General features: G+C 62.8%; 12 protein-coding genes. 7 read left to right on the forward strand and 5 right to left on the reverse strand.

The genetic code is table 11. The features are described from left to right. Positions 1-37: 37 nt before the first annotated feature. The gene (locus NKI85_RS10350) at positions 38-2,065 is read right to left on the reverse strand and encodes a hypothetical protein (RefSeq protein ID WP_352523325.1); all 2,028 of its coding nucleotides are present in this window, start codon (positions 2,063-2,065) and stop codon (positions 38-40) included. Between the two features lie 228 nt (positions 2,066-2,293). Between NKI85_RS10350 and ypfJ the strand changes: the two genes are divergently transcribed. After that, positions 2,294-3,217: a KPN_02809 family neutral zinc metallopeptidase gene (gene ypfJ, locus NKI85_RS10355; RefSeq protein ID WP_352523326.1), complete on the forward strand. Its 924-nt coding sequence runs from the start codon at positions 2,294-2,296 to the stop codon at positions 3,215-3,217. Positions 3,218-3,368: 151 nt separating this feature from the next. Beyond that, complete coding sequence (locus tag NKI85_RS10360) at positions 3,369-4,646, forward strand: TCR/Tet family MFS transporter (protein WP_352776703.1); 1,278 nt, start codon at positions 3,369-3,371, stop codon at positions 4,644-4,646. A 79-nt stretch (positions 4,647-4,725) separates the two neighbouring features. Here NKI85_RS10360 and carA read toward each other — a convergent pair whose 3' ends face one another. Next, entirely contained in the window at positions 4,726-5,931 is a 1,206-nt protein-coding gene (gene carA, locus NKI85_RS10365) for a glutamine-hydrolyzing carbamoyl-phosphate synthase small subunit (protein ID WP_352523327.1), read from the reverse strand. A gap of 262 nt (positions 5,932-6,193) precedes the next feature. On the opposite strand from carA, the gene NKI85_RS10370 reads away from it, so the two are divergent. Both NKI85_RS10370 and NKI85_RS10375 read left to right on the forward strand, forming a co-directional pair. After that, positions 6,194-6,643: a GatB/YqeY domain-containing protein gene (locus tag NKI85_RS10370; protein WP_292658734.1), complete on the forward strand. Its 450-nt coding sequence runs from the start codon at positions 6,194-6,196 to the stop codon at positions 6,641-6,643. Positions 6,644-6,703: 60 nt separating this feature from the next. Further along, positions 6,704-7,261 carry a GNAT family N-acetyltransferase gene (locus NKI85_RS10375; protein ID WP_352523328.1) on the forward strand — a complete coding sequence of 186 codons (558 nt, stop codon included), beginning with the start codon at positions 6,704-6,706 and terminating at the stop codon, positions 7,259-7,261. Positions 7,262-7,263: 2 nt separating this feature from the next. Here NKI85_RS10375 and NKI85_RS10380 read toward each other — a convergent pair whose 3' ends face one another. The 3 genes from NKI85_RS10380 to NKI85_RS10390 all read right to left on the reverse strand — a co-directional run bounded on the left by NKI85_RS10380 (position 7,264) and on the right by NKI85_RS10390 (position 10,583). Beyond that, complete coding sequence (locus NKI85_RS10380; RefSeq protein ID WP_352776704.1) at positions 7,264-8,445, reverse strand: MFS transporter; 1,182 nt, start codon at positions 8,443-8,445, stop codon at positions 7,264-7,266. Between the two features lie 128 nt (positions 8,446-8,573). After that, the gene (locus NKI85_RS10385; RefSeq protein WP_352523330.1) at positions 8,574-8,783 is read right to left on the reverse strand and encodes a DUF2061 domain-containing protein; all 210 of its coding nucleotides are present in this window, start codon (positions 8,781-8,783) and stop codon (positions 8,574-8,576) included. A gap of 135 nt (positions 8,784-8,918) precedes the next feature. Next, positions 8,919-10,583 (reverse strand): Na/Pi cotransporter family protein, encoded by a 1,665-nt coding sequence (locus NKI85_RS10390; RefSeq protein WP_352523331.1) that lies wholly within the window; start codon positions 10,581-10,583, stop codon positions 8,919-8,921. Positions 10,584-10,958: 375 nt separating this feature from the next. Here NKI85_RS10390 and NKI85_RS10395 point away from each other — a divergent pair, with 375 nt between their 5' ends. The 3 genes from NKI85_RS10395 (at position 10,959) to rpoD (ending at position 15,835) form a co-directional block, all read left to right on the forward strand. Beyond that, positions 10,959-11,348: an RcnB family protein gene (locus NKI85_RS10395; protein ID WP_352523333.1), complete on the forward strand. Its 390-nt coding sequence runs from the start codon at positions 10,959-10,961 to the stop codon at positions 11,346-11,348. A 130-nt stretch (positions 11,349-11,478) separates the two neighbouring features. Next, positions 11,479-13,440 (forward strand): DNA primase, encoded by a 1,962-nt coding sequence (gene dnaG, locus NKI85_RS10400; RefSeq protein WP_352523336.1) that lies wholly within the window; start codon positions 11,479-11,481, stop codon positions 13,438-13,440. Positions 13,441-13,813: 373 nt separating this feature from the next. Beyond that, positions 13,814-15,835, forward strand: a complete 2,022-nt coding sequence (rpoD, locus tag NKI85_RS10405) for an RNA polymerase sigma factor RpoD (protein WP_352776705.1) — start codon at positions 13,814-13,816, stop codon at positions 15,833-15,835. Positions 15,836-15,907: the final 72 nt, after the last annotated feature.

Below are 15,907 nucleotides of genomic sequence, written 5' to 3' on the forward strand. Positions count from 1 at the left end.
GGGTTAGAAGGCGCCGGCAGGCTGTCCTCGTCGCAGCTTACTCCTGTGTATCCTGCAGCCAGTTGCGCGGATGGCCATCGACGCGGAACTGGAAGATGAAATAGGGCGGGATGCAAGTTCCCTTGCCGGGCTTTGCTTCCGGCACATCGTCATAACCGGCGGTGCAGATATAATCCTCGCGGCAGGGATGGGCCTTGTCGCAAGCACGCAGGCCAGCGGTCTTGGTGAATTCCCTGGTGCAGAATTTGTGATCCTTGCCGGAGGCTATGCAGTCGTTGAAGCCAGTCTTGGCGAGGCGGCCGCAGCTTGCCTCGTCGGGCAGCTTCTCGCAGTTCGCCTTGCGCAGCATGCCGCCAGGAAAGCCGCCGGTCTTCTGCTCGGGATTGTCGTAGCGCTGGCGCGCCGCGCCGTAGCCGGCCAGCTTTATCGGCGGTTTTCTATCCCTGGCCGGGTCGATGGCGCAGGCCTTCGCGGTTGCCGGTGACAGACGGCAATATTGGTCGTTGCCCCATTTCGACATCTTGATCTCGCCGAACTCCACCGGATCGCCGACCGCGGTGCCGGCCTCGCTGACGCAGGTGCCGAAGCCCGGATGGATGACGGTTTCGTGGACCCCGGCGCAACGCAGGCCTTTGCCGCAGGTCCAGTCCACAAAACTGGCGTCGGTGCCGCGATAGCAGATCGAGCCCCAGCCATTGTAGAGATCGGTACCCCTAAGCGCTTCGGCGTATTTTGCCTCCGGACGGGCGGCAAAGCCGCGGCTGAAATCCGGGTGCGCGCCGGCGGCGAACGCCTCGACGATGGCACGGCGGCGCGGCAGGTCGGCGAAAAACACCGCCGAGCCCGGCACGAACACCGCGTTGCGGCGCGGTTCGCTGGCCGGGTCGGCGCCGGTGTAATGGAAGCCGGCGATGCCGTGCGTCTGGTGACAGCCGGTGCAGGTCATCTCGTTGAGGCGCAGATTGAAGCCCGCCACCGATTTGACGGTGCGAAGCGTGTTGCCCCTGGCGACATAGTCCCTGAGCGCCTTGTCGATGGCGTCTTCGTCGAGCAGCCCATAGGCCAGATTGTTTTGCGACCGGCCCATGCCGCCGGGCGCTACCGAAACGGCGCTGGTCGCGAGGAATTTCTCGTCGATCACCAGGCGGCCGCGGTCGAGGTCATAGATATTGCGGTCGGTGAGCAGCCATTTTGCAAACGCCTGGCTGTCGGCCAGCACCAGTTGGCGGTCGATCTGGTTCTCCATCTTCGCTTCCTGGAAGATGGCTTCGGCAGGATCCCATTTGAAGATCTTCAACAGATATTCGGCGTGGCCGCCGAAGTCGCGCCGGCTCGAAGCCGACAGGCGCACGACCTGCATGTTGAGCTCGAGCCGCATGATCTGCGATGAATTCAGCATGGCGTTGGAGAGCGGGCCTTCGTCCGAGCGCAGCCACGCCGCCAGTTGATCCGGCTCGAGGTTCTTCTGCCCGGCGGCAAGCCAGCGCTTCGCCACGTCCGCGCAGGAACCGTTGGCCGAGCGCGGACGGTCCTTCGAGGCGCGAGTCTCCACCGAAGTCGGCATGGCGTTGAAGACCAGGCTCATGGTCAGCGGCAGGCGCGACGAAATGCGTTGCCCAGGCTTCTCCTCGACCGAATAGTGGAAGCGGTAGACCAGCCTGATCTCGCCGCACTCGGTGTGGCCGAGATAGCCACGATCCATGCGGTTGACGACGCCGGTCAGGTCCAGTGTCGAGCCGTCGTCGTCAACGTAGTTCGGATTGAATTTCTGGCTGCTGTCTTTCGACTTCTCCAGAGCGGCGACATAAGGGTCGGGGCTGTTTTTCGGCTCGTCGACGATCTGCTGTTTGACGGCGTTGCGCACCGGGGTCAGCGCGCGCACCGAAAACAGCCCGCGATTGTCGACGTCGCGTGTCAGTCCGAGCGCTGGCCCAAGCAGACGGCTGATCGATAGGCCGCCGCGCTCGAGCGCCTGCAAGGTCTCGGGATCGGTGATGGCGACACTGGAATCGAGGGTAACGGCGCCAGCCGGCCCGCGGCCTAGGCACAATAATGCCGTAAACAAGAACAGAAATCGTGCGATCGTCCGCAAGCGCCCCTCGCTTCCACAAGCAGGACGGATGCTACAGACCTTGCGACGTCTCGGCCAGAGTAGACGGGGCGCCAGCAAGCATTGCTTGTTCACGCGAAAAATACTGTGACTTGGCGTAGCCATTGGGATAATTGTTTGCTGGGTCGGAACCGGCCAGGACATCGGCGGGTTGACTGGAAACGTGCATCACGGGGGATTGCCATGCTCTGGAAGGGCCGTCGTCAAAGTGACAATGTCGAGGACGAGCGCGGCCAGAGCGGCGGGGTTGGCGGCGGCAGCCCCGGCCAGTTCCGCATCCCGATCGGCGGCCGCGCCGGCGGTGGTTCGAGCATCTTTATCATAGTTCTGGTTGTCCTCGCCGGATGGTACTTCGGCTTCGATCCGTCGCAGATCCTGGGTGGTGGCGACGGCAGCTTGGTGCCGGGCGGCGGCGGCCAGATCACCGACAATAGCGGTGCGCAAGGCGGCGGCACCGGTGCGCCGGCCTCCGACGACATGAAGCAGTTCGTGTCGACTGTGCTGGCCGAGACCGAGGACACCTGGACCGGTATTTTTCAGTCCGAGGGCCTGACCTATCAGGATCCAAAACTGGTCCTGTTCAGCGGACGGATCGGCTCTGCTTGCGGCTCTGCCACGTCGGCGGCCGGGCCGTTCTACTGTCCCAGCGACCGCAAGGTCTATCTCGACACCACCTTCTTCCAGCAGCTCGACCAGCAGTTCGGCGCCTCGGGCGACTTCGCACAGGCCTATGTGATCGCGCATGAGGTCGGCCACCACGTGCAGAACCTCGTCGGCATCCTGCCCAAATTCAACCAGATGCGGCAGAACATGGGCGAAGCCGACGCCAACCACATGTCGGTGCAGGTCGAGCTCCAGGCCGATTGCTTTGCCGGCATCTGGGCACATTTCACCGGTCAGAAGGGCATCCTGGAACAGGGCGATATGGCTGAGGCACTGAACGCCGCCAAGCAGATCGGCGACGACACGCTGCAGAAGAAGATGCAGGGTTACGTTGTGCCGGAAAGCTTCAACCATGGCACGTCACAGCAGCGGCAGACCTGGCTGGCGCGCGGCTTCCAGAACGGCAAGCTTTCGGACTGCGATACGTTCAACAACCCGATATGAAGCGGCGGTTTTCTTGCTAATCTGAGAGACTGGATTGCAGTCAGGGGATGTCAGGATGGAAACATCCTGCTCGTTCCCTCATTGTTCCAAGCGATGTGCTCGCCTATAAGGTGCCTCCGCCTTCGCCCGGGCGGCTCGAGGAGATACCATCATGATCGATCCCAAAACCGCCAGGCGGGGCCTTGCGCTTGTTTTCACCACCCTGCTGCTCGACATCATCGGCTTCGGCATCATTATGCCGGTGCTGCCGGCCTATCTCAGGGAATTGACCGGCGTCGGCATCAGTGAGGCGGCTATCGAGGGCGGCTGGCTGTTCTTCGTCTATGCGGCGATGCAGTTCGTTTTCGCACCGGTGATGGGCGGGTTGAGCGACCGGTTCGGGCGGCGGCCGATTCTGCTCGCCTCGGTGCTGACGTTCGCTATCGACAATCTGATCTGCGCCATCGCCTGGTCCTATCCGATGCTGTTCATCGGCCGCGTGCTGGCCGGCGTTTCCGGCGCCAGCTATTCCACGACGTCGGCGTTCATTGCCGACATCTCGACCGACGAAAACCGTGCGAAGAATTTCGGCCTGCTCGGCATCGCTTTCGGCGTCGGCTTCGTTATCGGTCCGGTTCTGGGCGGGTTGCTCGGCACGTTCGGGCCGCGCGTTCCGTTCTATTTCGCCGCCGGGCTTGCTTTCGTAAACTTTTTGATCGCGCTGTTTCTGTTGCCGGAAACGCTTGATAGCAAGCATCGTCGCCGCTTCGAGTGGAAACGCGCGAACCCGGTCGGCACGCTCATCCAGATGCGCAACTACGAAGGCATCGGCTGGATCGGGCTTGTCTTCTTTCTGATGACGCTTGGACACATGATGTATCCCGCGGTCTGGTCGTTCGTCTCCAATTACCGCTATGGCTGGAGCGAACAGCAGATCGGCTTCTCGCTCGGCGCCTTCGGCCTGTGCGGGGCTATCGTCATGGCGACGGTCCTGCCGCGCGTGATCCCCAAGCTCGGCGAGTGGAGGACGGCGGTGATCGGTCTGGCATTTACGGCACTCAGCGCCTTCGGCTATGCGTTCGCGTCGCAAGGCTGGATGATCTATGCAGTGATCGTTGTCGGATGTCTCGAGGCGTTGGCCGACCCGCCGCTCAGAAGCTTGGCGGCCGCCAAGGTGCCGCCTTCAGCGCAGGGCGAACTCCAGGGCGCGATGACCTCGATCTTCTCGATCACGTCGATCATCACCCCGCTGCTTTATACGGCGATCTTTTCCTGGTTCACCGGTTCGGACGCGCCGGTGGTTTTCGGCGGGGCTCCCTATCTGCTTGGCGCGATTTTCCTGACTCTGGCGCTCATCGCGTTCGTCACAAAAGTGGCCAAGCCGACGCCGAAGGAAGTCAAACGCATGCATGCGCAGGAAGCGGTGGAAGCGGTGACGGACGAGGCTTGATCTGCGCTAGGACCGGAAAATGAAACGTGGCGTTCTGCCTCGCCGGCATCGTCAGCCGAATGCGTTTTGACACAATGTTCTAGCAGCGCTCGGCCAGTGCCGGCTCGCCACGCTTTTCGCGGATCAGGTTGACGAAGCGGCGGAACAGATAGTGCGAATCCTGCGGGCCGGGCGAGGCTTCCGGATGATGCTGGACCGAGAAGACCGGCTTTCCGGTGAGCGCGATGCCGCAATTCGAGCCGTCGAATAGCGAGACATGGGTTTCCTCGACGCCGCTCGGCAATGAGTCGGCATCGACGGCAAAGCCGTGATTCATAGAGACGATTTCGACCTTGCCGGTGGTGTGGTCCTTGACTGGATGGTTGGCGCCGTGATGGCCCTGATGCATTTTTGCGGTCTTGCCGCCCAGCGCCAGCGCCAGCATCTGGTGGCCGAGGCAGATGCCGAACAGCGGGATATCGGTCTTCAACAGATCCTGGATGATCGGAACGGCGTAGTCGCCGGTGGCTTCCGGATCGCCGGGGCCGTTGGACAGAAAAATGCCGTCCGGCCGCATCGCCAGGATTTCCTCGGCGCCGGTCTTGGCCGGCACCACGGTGACCTTGGCGCCGAGGCCGGCAAGCAGGCGCAATATGTTGCGCTTGACGCCGTAATCGATGGCAACGACGTGCATCGATGGATCGGCCTGTTCGCCAAAGCCCTCGTTCCAAATCCAGGGCGTCTCGCGCCAGACCGAGGATTGGCCGGAGGTGACCTCCTTGGCCAGGTCAAGCCCGATAAGGCCCGACCATGCGGCGGCGCGGCGCTGGAGATCGTCGACGTCGAAGATACCGTCGGGGGCGTGCGCGATGACGGCGTTGGGCATGCCCTTTTCGCGGATCAGCGCGGTCAGCGCGCGGGTATCGATGCCCGAAAGTGCGACGATGCCGCGTTTTTTCAGCCATTGGTCGAGGCCGGTTGCGGCGCGATAATTCGACGAGTTGGTGACATCGGCCTTGAAGACGGCACCGACGGCACCGGCGCGGGCCAGCGGGTTGAGGTCCTCGATATCCTCGTCATTGGTGCCGATATTGCCGATATGCGGGAAGGTGAAGGTGACGATCTGGCCGGCATAGGAGGGGTCGGTAAGGATCTCCTGATAGCCCGTAAGCGCAGTGTTGAAGCAGACCTCAGCGACGGAGGAGCCGGTGGCGCCCAGACCGCGGCCCTCGATGACGGTGCCGTCGGCCAGCACCAGCAGGGCGGTCGGCTTCTCGGTGGCCCAAGGGGCGGTCATCGTTGCCATGGCGGCACTCCTAAAGGCTGCGCCCCTCAATCGGCGCAACAAAAGGCGCGAAGCGGCAATCTCACAGCCTCGGCGCGCAACAAAAATTCAGTTCATGCAAGGCCCAGTACATAGGGGAAGGCGCCAAGGCGGTCAATGATGCCGCGCCGTACGAGTCTGGATTTATTTCGTGGAACAATATCAGCGGTTTGCCGGACGCTATCGAGTTTGCCTTGGGCTTTCGGCACGGCTATTGTCCGCCGCATTCGAAGGAGAAAGCACCATGCGAGGCAAAATCGCCGAATCCCTGAAGAGCGCGATGAAGTCGCAGGACAAGCGCCGGCTGCCGACATTGCGGCTGATCCAGGCGGCCATTCATGATCGCGACATCGCCAATCGCGGCGCCGGCAAGGAGCCGGCCAGCGATGACGAAATCCTGCAGATCCTGGCCAAGATGGTGAAGCAGCGCGAGGAATCGGCCAAGGCGTTCGACGACGGCAAGCGGCCGGAGCTTGCAGCGCAGGAGCGCGACGAGATGGCCATCATTCGCGATTTTTTGCCGACGCAACTGGGCCAGGCCGAGACGGAAAGCGCCGTCCGTTCCGCCATCGCCGAGACCGGCGCCAGCGGTGTCAAGGACATGGGCAAGGTGATGGCGGCGCTCAAGGAAAAATACGCCGGCCAGATGGATTTCTCCAAGGCGAGCGGCATCGTCAAGAGCCTGCTTCAGTAGGCTGCGGAAGGCCTTGCTGTCCTGCCCGCAAATCTGGCGGCAGCCAATCGCTCGTGCATCATGATCGAACTCGTCAAACCGGCGTTTGAACACCTGCCGTCCTACAAGGCGGCCCTCGAGCGCGGCTGGTCGCCGGACAATGTGCGGCTGCGTGAGGCTACACGCGAGCAGCTTGCGGCTATCGAAAGGGATCCGACGGCTTTTCTTGCCGATCTCGATGATCCCGGCGCCAAAGGGCCGCCGATCGCTTTGCCGGACGGCACGAAAATGCCGCGGCTGCCTGGATTCCGGCGCTGGATATGGAACGGGGAAGTCGCAGGCTCGATCGGCTTGCGCTGGCAGCCCGGCACCGCGGCTTTGCCGCCGCACGTGCTCGGCCACATCGGCTACGCGGTGGTGCCGTGGAGACGGGGACGCGGCTATGCGACCGAGGCGCTGCGGCTGATGTTGGGCGAGGCGAGGGCGGTTGGCCTGCCCTTCGTCGAGATCACCTGCAAGCCGCACAATGTGCCCTCGCAGAAGGTTGTTCTGGGCAATGGTGGCCGGCTTGTCGGGCGTTTCTTCGAGGACGCCGCCTATGGCGGCGCCGAAAGCCTGCGCTACAGGATCGATCTGTAGCCCTATTCGGCGGCAGTCGGCAGCGGCGGCGCAGCCCTGCTGCGCCATTCCCAGACATGCGAGGCAATCGCGACCGCGACCGCGACCAGCATGGCGATCGCGCCAACCACCGGCAGGCTGCGGTAGCCGTAGCCGGCATTGAGCATGGCCGCTCCGAGCGATGCGGCGAGCGCGATGCCGACATTGAAGCCCGATGGAATGAGCGACGAGGCAAGGTTGGAGGCGTCCGCGGTCCAGGTAAGGATGCGGGTCTGGATCGGCGTGCCGGTGGCGAAGTTAAGGCCGCCCCATATGATGATCGCCGTCACCATCGGCAGTGGATAAGGGCTGACGGCATAGATTAAGGCAAGCATCACCGCCTGCAGGAAAAGCATGGCGATAAGCGACGGCATCAGCTTCCAGTCCGCGAGCCGCCCGCCGACAAAGACGCCGATCGTAGCGCCGACGCCATTGAGCAAGAGCACCCAAGGTATCCATTTCTCGTCGAGGCCGGTGACCTCTAGCAGCGTCGGCGTTATGTAGGTGAACAGGCCGAACTGGCCGATCATCAGCATCAGCATGATGATGAGCGAGGTCCAGACCTGCTGGCGCGCGAGCACGCGTACCTCGCTGCCAAGGCTGACGGACGGGCTCGACGATCCCGTCTTGCGCGGCAGCAGGGCGCTGATGGCCGCGAAGGCCGCCACGCCCAGCGCGCACATCACCCAGAACGTTGAACGCCATCCCCAGATGTTGCCGATTGCTGTGCCGGCCGGCACGCCGATGACGTTCGATACTGTGAGGCCGGACAGGATCAGCGCCACCGCCATCCCGCGCTGGTCTTCGCGCACAAGGCCGACGGCCACCACCATGGCAACGCCGAAATAGGCGCCGTGCGCCACGGCCACCGCAATCCGTAACAGCAACATCGAGGCGAAGTCCGGCGCCAGCGCGCAGGCCGCCTGGCCGATGGTGAAGGCTGCAGTCAGTCCAAGCAGCAGGGCCTTGCGGGAGAGCCTCTTGGTGGCGAGCGCCAGCAGCGGGCCGCCGACTGCAATGCCGCCGGCATAGCCGGAGACGAGGAAGCCGGCGGTCGGGATCGAGACGCCAAGTCCATTCGCCACCTGCGGCAGCACGCCGGCGATGACAAATTCGGTGGTGCCGAAGGCGAAGGCGGCAATGAACAGGGCAATGAGGGGAAGCATGGCGGGAAGGCGATCCTCGGATAGGATGGCCTCAAACCATGGATGAGGGCAGCGGGCAATCCAGAAATTGTCGACGCCGCTTTAGCTTTTCTTGATCGTCAGCCAGGGGCCTGCCGCGCCGGCAAAAACTACGCGGCCGTCTTCCTCCCGTAGGGAATTTTCAGCCACGCCCGTTCGTGGAGATAGTAGAGCAGCGACTTGGTGACGACTTCGGTCAGCCCGATGGCCGCGGCGAGCTTGATGCTTCCCGTGACCACCAGAGAGATGATCATTGTGTCGATGGTTCCGGTGGCACGCCAGGATAGCGCCTTGGCGAAGCTGCGCGAATGGGTATCCATCGATTGACTATCTCCCAGTAATCGGAACCGATCTCTTAGCCGACGTACGGGAAGGCGGAGCAAAGGTTAATTATCGTGTGTTTGGCTTGACGCAGTTTCCGCGCCGACGTTTGGGCTGTGTTGTGCAAGCCGAACCTATCCCGCCTTCAGGCGCGAACCGGTGAGCAGGCCGCGTTCCTCAAGCACGGGGTAGGCCATCGAGGCGAGCAGCGAGTTGATCTGCTTGAGGTCGCGGATGGTGTCGAGGTGGATGGAGCTGGTCTCGACGCTCTTGGCGGTGCCGTCGCGCAGCCGCACGAAATGGCTCTGGCTGGTTTCCTTCTCGCGGTCGCGCAGCCGGTCCTTTTCCAGCACCAGCTGGCGAGCTGTTTCAGCATCGCGCGAAACCAGCACGTTGAAGGCAAGCCTGGCGTTGTCGAGCACCAAAGCATGGAAGGCGCAAAGCTCGCGCCAGCCTTCCGGCGTGAACTCCAGCCCACGCTCGAATTTCTTCTTCACGTGGACCAGCATGTTGCGCACGATGATGTCGCCGACCTGCTCCAGCTTGACGCAGGCGCCGATCAGCTCCTGGCAGCGCAGTGCCTCGTCCTCGCTCAGCGGGTTCTTGGTGACCTTGGCCAGATAGAGCTTTATCGCCGCGTGCTTCCTGTCGACGCGGTCGTCGAGTGCGGCCAGCGCGCTGATCTTGTCGGCGTCGGCGCTCTCATAGAGTTCGATGATCCGCTTCAGCATGATCTCGACCGTCTCGCAGACCCGTACCACCTCGCGGGTGGCGTTGGCGAGTGCTTGGCTTGGCACGTCGAGCGCACTGTCGTTGAGCGCGGAAAGCTCGACGACGTCGAGCGCGTTGGCCAGCTCCGGCTTGGTGCCCAGCGCCACGATCTTTTCCGAGGCGCGATAGACTAGGCTCGCCAGCGGCAGGCCGGCGATCAGGATCAGGATGTTGAAGACGATGTGAGCATTGACGATCTGGTCGGGCACGGTGCTGCCCAAAAAGGCGACCGGCGGCTTGAACGTCAGGAACAGAATCAGCATGATCAGCGAGCCCATGCCGCGCATCAGGAGATTGCCGATCGGCACGATGCGAACGCCGGGTTCTGCGTTGCGGGTTAGAAGCGGCGCGATGATCGAAGAGCCGAGATTGACGCCGAGCACCAGCACGATACCGAGTTCGGGCGGGATGAAACCGCGGCTGGCCAGCGTCACCATCAGCAGCACGGCGGCGATCGAGGAATGGAACAGCCAGGTGACCAACGCCGCCAGAAGATAGGCGGTGACCGGATCGCCGGAGAAGTAATCGACGATGAGCGGCATCAGCGTGCTCTGGCGCAGTGGCTCCGACGCCTGGCCGATCATCTCCAGCGACAGAAGCAGCAGGCCGATGCCGACCAGGATGCGGCCGAACTGGCGCCAGTCGCGCCGCTCGGTGGCCATGAACATGACGGTGCCGGCGACCAGGCAGATCGGCACCAGCAGCGACAGATCGAAGGTGAGCAGCTTGACCACCAGCGCCGAGCCGATCTCGGCGCCGCGCACCGCAAGCTGGCCCGACATGCCGCTGACGATGCCGGAGCCGGCGAATGAGCCGACCAGCAAGGTAACGGCGGTCGAGCTCTGCAGCGCGACCGCCAGGCCGCAGCCGGCCAGAACCGCCATGAAGGGATTGCGCATGGTGGCGCGCAATTTGTGGCGCAGCACGTCGCCATAGGCGCGCTCGACGCCGGTCTTCACCAAACGGGTGGCGAACAGCATCAGTGCGACCGCGCCGGCAAGGTGCAGTAAAACGACGGAGCCGCTCATGCCCAGCCCCGCAATCCGACAGGTACCAGCGACGCGGGCGCCGTGAAGTCAAAGGGGCAAAAGTGGGTGCGAATCGTGGACATTGCAGAAGTTGATATTACTCCGATTTATTTTAGCCGAATAATAAATTTTGCCCGGTTCGGACGAGCGTTGGCACGCGACGGGGCGTGTCGGAAATGGATGGCTGGCAAAATGGTTGCATTGCCTGCGGGGGCGCGGAGGGTCACGCAGCCCAGTTCGGACGCCCGCTCTAAAGGTAATACTGAATTAGGCATTCTAAATGCAAGTAATCATTACGAAAATGTAATCCCTGCGTTCAGTTTCGGTTCATCCTTCCGGCTCTATTCCATAGGCATCAACCAAGGAGTACCCGTCATGAAACGCATCGTTCTTTCCGCCATTGCCTTCTCGATGCTGGCTGCAACGGCGTTGCAGGGCGAGGCTGCACCGCTGAACACACCAAACGCGCCGCGGTCGAACTACAGCCAGGTCGACTGGCAAAAGCCCGGCAGGCATGTCGACGTGAACAAGCATGTCGACGTGAACAAGCGCGTCGTAGTGAAGAAGAAGGTCGTCGTGAAGCGCAGCCATTGGCGCAACGGCCAGAGATACTCCAGCTGGAAGCGCCATCAGCCGATCCGCGACTATCGCCACTATGGCCTGCGCCGCCCCGGTCCCGGTCAGGAGTGGATCCGGGTCGGCAACGACTATCTGCTGGTCAGCGTGCTCTCCGGCCTGATCTTCGGCGCCATCGCCACGCAGTGAATCATCCAGAAGGCGGCCCGCAGTGGCCGCCTTTTCTTTGTGCGCCCTGTGAAAACCGGGTATGGTCGCCATTAGGAGTCGTCGCACTCCGCCGGCGTGATTATATGGAGGCCAAACGAGCTGTCCCCCCATGCGCTTTCCGCCTGCTTTCCTCGATGAGATCCGCGACCGCGTGCCGATTTCTTCGGTGATCGGCCAGCGCGTCGCGTGGGACAGGAAGAAGACCAACGCGCCGCGCGGCGATTATTGGGCGTGCTGTCCATTCCATGGCGAAAAGAGCCCGTCCTTCCATTGCGAGGACAAGAAGGGCCGCTATCACTGTTTCGGCTGCTCGGTTTCGGGCGACCATTTCAAGTTCTTGACCGAACTCGATGGGATGAGCTTTCCCGAGGCCGTCGAGAAGATCGCCGACATGGCCGGCGTGCCGATGCCGGTTCGCGACGCCGATGAGGAACGGCGCGAAAAGGAACGCGCCAGCCTGACCGATGTCATGGAGATGGCGACGGTGTTCTTCCAGGAACGGCTGCAGGGACCGGAAGGGGCAAAGGCACGCGCCTATCTGCGCGACCGCGGGCTGACGCCGGCGACGCAGCAGTCCTTCCGTCTCGGCTATGCACCCGACAGCCGCAATGCGCTGAAGGAGCATCTTGCCGCCAAGGGTATCCCCAAGGCCGACATCGAGGCGTGCGGGCTGGTGCGCCATGGCGACGACGTCCCGGTTTCCTACGACTGGTTCCGCGACCGCATCATGTTTCCGATCCCCGATTCGAGGGGCAAGATCATCGCCTTCGGTGGGCGGGCGCTGGCGCCGGATGCGCTGGCCAAATATATGAACTCGCCCGATACGGAGCTCTTCCACAAGGGCAACGTGCTCTACAATTTCGCTCGGGCGCGCCAAGCGCTGGGAAAGGGGGCGCTGGCCAAGGGCGGCACGGTCATTGCCGTCGAAGGCTACATGGATGTGATCGCGCTGGCGCAGGCCGGCTTCGAGAACGTGGTGGCGCCGCTCGGCACGGCATTGACTGAAAACCAGCTCGAACTTTTATGGCGCATGGCCGGAGAGCCGGTGCTGTGCTTCGACGGCGACCAGGCCGGGCTGAAGGCTGCGTGGCGCGCCGCCGACATGGCACTGCCGGCGGTCCAGGCGGGCCGCTCGGTGCGCTTCGCCCTGCTGCCGGAGGGCAAGGATCCCGACGATCTGGTCAAGGCCGAAGGGCCGGACGCGTTCCGCGCCGTGCTTTCCGACGCGCGGCCGCTCGCCGATCTCTTGTGGATGCGCGAGACGGCCGGCGGCATCTTCGACACGCCGGAACGGCGGGCCGAACTCGAAAAGACGCTGCGCGAACTGACCAGCCGCATCCGAGACGAGAGCCTTCGCTATCACTACCAACAGGAAATGCGCGAGCGGGTGCAGAGCTTCTTCGGTGCCCAGCGCGGACGCCAGGGGCGTCAGGACGGACGGCCCGGCGAGCGTTTCCAAGGCAGGGCTTCAGCACCCGGCGGACAATTTGCGCGCGGCGGCAATGCCGGTGGGCGCACCGCGATCACCGAAAGTCTCGGCCGCTCGGCGCTGGTCAAGCGCGGCGGCGAGGGCATGTCGGTACGCGAGGCGACGATCATTGCGGCCCTCGTCAACCATCCCGTGCTGATCGACGAGAATTTCGCCCATGTCGAGTTCCTCGATCTCGCCAACTCCGATCTGAAGCGGCTGCATGCGGCGATCCTCGACGCCATGGCGCATGATATGGCCAACGACCGCAACGCAGTGATCGCGACGATCGAGCGGGCCGGCTGCGGCGAGATCTGGCAGCGCGCGGTGACGCTGATCAAGCGGGCGCGGCAATGGCCGGCGCTGGAAACAGCGGCACTCGACGATGCCCGCGATGCGTTCAGCCAGGCTCTCCACTTGCAGCGCAGCGCGCGCACCTTACATAAGGAGCTGAAGCAGGCGGAAGCAGCGCTCGCCAGCGATCCCACGGACGAAAACTATCGGCACCTGGTCGAAATCCAGGCGCAATTTCGTGATGTGCAGGCAACGGAAGCGCTGATCGAAGGGTTTGGCGTATCGTCGGGCAGGGCTGGGCGCGTTTAGACAGAAGCCTCCAGAAGACTGAAATGTAAGGACGTGCTTGCGCGTTGAATCGGGCGTGCGGTGCTCTAAGTCGGGTAATTGATTCGCTTTTTTCATGCGAATCATGCGAGAGGCGCTTGACCTTCCGGCAGAATGGCGGAATCAGGTCGATTCGAAACGTTAACCCGCCCGGCATCGACGGGAATGCAGCGATGTAAGGTACTGATCACTGGACAGGCGGTCAGCTTGCCACAGATATCAGGGTTAATCTGGACTTAACGAGAGATGCAGTTACTGGCCCGGTAAAGCGCGTTCTGGAAGGAGCGCATCCAATTTGACCGGACTAGCAGCTTACGCGGCTTTGATACTCAGCCGCTTGGAGAAAATAAAGACTATGGCGACAAAAGAAAAGGAAGAAGTCGAGACCGAACGCGAGGCCGCGACCGATGGCCCTCTGCTCGACCTTTCCGACGATGCTGTCAAGAAGATGATCAAAGCCGCCAAGAAGCGCGGCTATGTCACCATGGACGAGCTGAATTCGGTGCTGCCCTCGGAGGAAGTGACGTCCGAGCAGATCGAGGACACGATGGCCATGCTTTCCGACATGGGCATCAACGTGGTCGAGGACGACGAGCAGGGCGAGGAGCCCGAAGCCGCCGATACCGCAGCTGATGCCGAGGAAGATGCCAACGAGCTTGCCGAGCAGACCGGCACCGCCGTTGCCGCCACCACGACCAAGAAAGAGCCGACCGACCGCACCGACGATCCGGTCCGCATGTATCTGCGCGAGATGGGCTCGGTCGAGCTTCTGTCGCGCGAGGGCGAGATCGCGATTGCCAAGCGCATCGAGGCCGGCCGCGAGACGATGATCGCGGGCCTCTGCGAAAGCCCGCTGACCTTCCAGGCCATCATCATCTGGCGCGACGAGCTCAACGAATCGAAGATCCTGCTGCGCGAGATCATCGACCTCGAGGCGACCTATGCCGGGCCGGAGGCCAAGCAGGCGCCGGTGGTCGAGCGTATCGAGGAAGCCAAGACCGAGGAAAAGCCGCGCCGTTCGCGCGAGGACGAGGACGACATTACCAATGTCGGCGGCGACACCCGTGGCCTGGTGGATGACGACGAGGAAGACGAGGACGAGGCGAGCCTGTCGCTGGCGGCGATGGAAGCGGAACTGCGCCCGCAGGTGATGGAGACGCTCGACGTCATTGCCGACACCTACAAGAAGCTGCGCAAGCTGCAGGACCAGCAGGTCGAGAACCGGCTGGCCGCCGCCGGAACGCTGTCGCCCAGTCAGGACCGCCGGCTGAAGGAGCTGAAGGACCAGCTGATCAAGGCGGTGAAGTCGCTGTCCTTGAACACGGCGCGCATCGAGGCGCTGGTCGAGCAGCTCTACGACATCAACAAGCGCCTGGTGCAGAACGAGGGCAAGCTGTTGCGGCTGGCCGAAAGCTATGGCGTGCGCCGCGAAGAGTTCCTCAAGGAATATCAGGGCTCGGAGCTCGATCCGAACTGGACGCGCTCGATCGGCAATCTGACCTCGCGCGGCTGGAAGGAATTCACCAAGAACGAGAAGGACGCGATCCACGACCTGCGCGCCGAGATCCAGAACCTCGCCACCGAGACGGCGATTTCGATCCAGGAATTCCGCAAGATCGTCAACCAGGTGCAGAAGGGCGAGCGCGAAGCCGCGATCGCCAAGAAGGAAATGGTCGAGGCCAATCTGCGCCTCGTCATCTCCATCGCCAAGAAATACACCAATCGCGGCCTGCAGTTCCTCGACCTGATCCAGGAAGGCAATATCGGGCTGATGAAGGCGGTCGACAAATTCGAATACCGCCGCGGCTACAAGTTCTCGACCTACGCGACATGGTGGATCCGGCAGGCGATCACCCGTTCGATCGCCGACCAGGCGCGCACTATCCGCATTCCGGTGCACATGATCGAAACGATCAACAAGATCGTGCGCACCTCGCGGCAGATGCTGCATGAGATCGGTCGCGAGCCGACGCCGGAAGAGCTGGCGGAAAAGCTCGCAATGCCGCTGGAAAAAGTGCGCAAGGTGCTGAAGATCGCCAAGGAACCGATCTCGCTCGAAACGCCGGTCGGCGACGAGGAGGATTCGCATCTCGGCGATTTCATCGAGGACAAGATGGCGATCCTGCCGATCGACGCGGCGATCCAGGCCAATTTGCGCGAGACGACGACGCGCGTGCTGGCCTCGCTGACGCCGCGCGAAGAGCGCGTGCTCAGAATGCGCTTCGGTATCGGCATGAACACCGACCACACGCTTGAAGAGGTCGGCCAGCAGTTCTCGGTCACCCGCGAGCGCATCCGCCAGATCGAAGCCAAGGCGCTGCGCAAGCTCAAGCACCCGAGCCGGTCGCGCAAGCTCAGAAGCTTCCTCGACAGCTGAGGCCAACAAGGGTTAGGGATTCAAAGGGCGCCGTCGGCGCCCTTTTTTGTGCATAGGCGATCGGCTATTCGA

It is taken from the genome of Mesorhizobium sp. M0571, assembly GCF_040320985.1.
Classification (GTDB): Bacteria; Pseudomonadota; Alphaproteobacteria; order Rhizobiales; family Rhizobiaceae; genus Mesorhizobium.